This window comes from Allobosea sp. P4_C6 (genome assembly GCF_056402015.1).
In genome coordinates, this window is sequence record NZ_JBFUIF010000226.1 from 1 (window position 1) to 1660 (window position 1660).

The window sequence follows — 1660 nt, forward strand, 5'->3', positions numbered from 1 at the left end:
GTCGCCGACCAACTGGTAGCCATTGAAGAAGGCGCCATTGAAGTTGATGAGCTCGATGCCCGTCTCCGCGGTGGTGCCGGTATAGTGGCCATTCACGGTGATGGACTGCTGCGTGCCGGTGGGCAGCGTGTAGTTGATCACCAGATTGCCGTTCTCATTGCCTGTATTGCTGTCAAAGGCATTGAGGGCGTTGATGGTCAGGATCGGCAGGCCATCCACATCGAAGCCCGTGCTGGGGGCCAGGATGGAAATCTTGTCTGCCGTGCCTGCGCCTACGCCGCCGGCTTCGTTGATGACGTCGATGCCGTCACCGAGGCCGAACGAATAGGTGTCGTTGCCGGCCCCACCATTGAGCGTGTCGCCGGCGACGGCACCGCTGCCCACAGTGGTGCGGGTAATAGCCAGGGTGTCGATCGAGACAAACTCGTTTCCTTCCAGCGTGCTGGTGACAAAGCGGATCGCCGCATTTGCCGTGAAGGGACCAGTACCGACGAGAGCGAGATTAATATTGCGCGCCGCCAGGGACGACGTGCTGTTGATAGTGTCGACCAAGATGAAGTCGGCCTCGAGGCCGCTCCGCGAGAAATAGACCCTGACAGCGTCGTCGTCTGGTGCGGCGTCAAGGCTGTTTCCGCCGGTGCTGCGGCCCACGGTGTAGGTAAGAGTGGCTGCAATTGCATCGGCAAGGTTGACGGTGCGCTGGATCTGGCCGCCATCCCCGGCATTGAACCGTAGGTTGTCCTGACCATCATCGAGGCGAATCTGGCCGGTAGTTGGGCTGCCTGTCGGTTGGCCGCCGGGCGCGTTGCCGTCGCCGGTTTCTGTCCAAGGCGTCGTCCAAGCGGTATTGCCGTTGGAGTTGGCGAAGCTGCTAGTGTTGAAGTTGTCCTGGAAGGTCACGGTCGTTAGGGCAGCGACCGCGCCATCGGCGCCGCCCACCAGGATATCATTGCCGCCATTGCCGTTGAGAACGTCGGAGCCGGCAAGGCCGAGGATCAGGTCGTCGGCCGCCGTGCCGTTGAGCACGGGCTGGTTGAGCGGAGCCGCACCCTGCGGGGCAAGGCCATTGTCGCTATAGGGCGTGCCCACGATGATGTTGAGCGCGCCGCCGCCGGCGAACTCCACCTTTTCGATGTTGMGCAGCTTGTCGGTGCCATCGAGCGAGTCTTCGACGGCATGCGAAACGACGATCTGCCCATCCGCCGTGGCCGAGAAGGCATATTCGCCGCGGGCGCCCTGGAACCGCGCGATGTCCACGTCGCCGCTCGTCGTGTCCGTCTTGATCGTGCGGACGATGCCGAGCTGGCCGGGATTGATCGAGCCGTTGAACATGCTCGCGGCTAGCGTCGTCATGCTGTTGTGATAGGCGATCGGCGTGCCGGTCCGCTCGGTGGTCGCATAGACGGCGATCTGCACGTCGAGCCACTTGTCGCCGTCGATGATGTCATCGCCGGCATTGCCCTGGATGATGTCGCTGCCGTCGCCGCCGAGGATGATGTCGCCGGCATTGAAGACAACGGTGCCGGCCGCCATTGCGGTGACCTGCGCAGGAGTAAGACCCAAGACTTCGGCAAGGCCAGAGATCAGCGCCAGGCTTTCCTTGGTCAATTGGCTACCGCGATAGCCTTCCTGGCCGGTCGTTCCATCAGGAGCATTGGGG

Annotated in this window: 1 pseudogene; it reads right to left on the bottom strand. The window is 62.6% G+C overall.

The features are described from left to right. A pseudogene (locus tag AC1DVA_RS28170) lies at positions 1-1660 on the bottom strand (hypothetical protein); the annotation flags it as partial.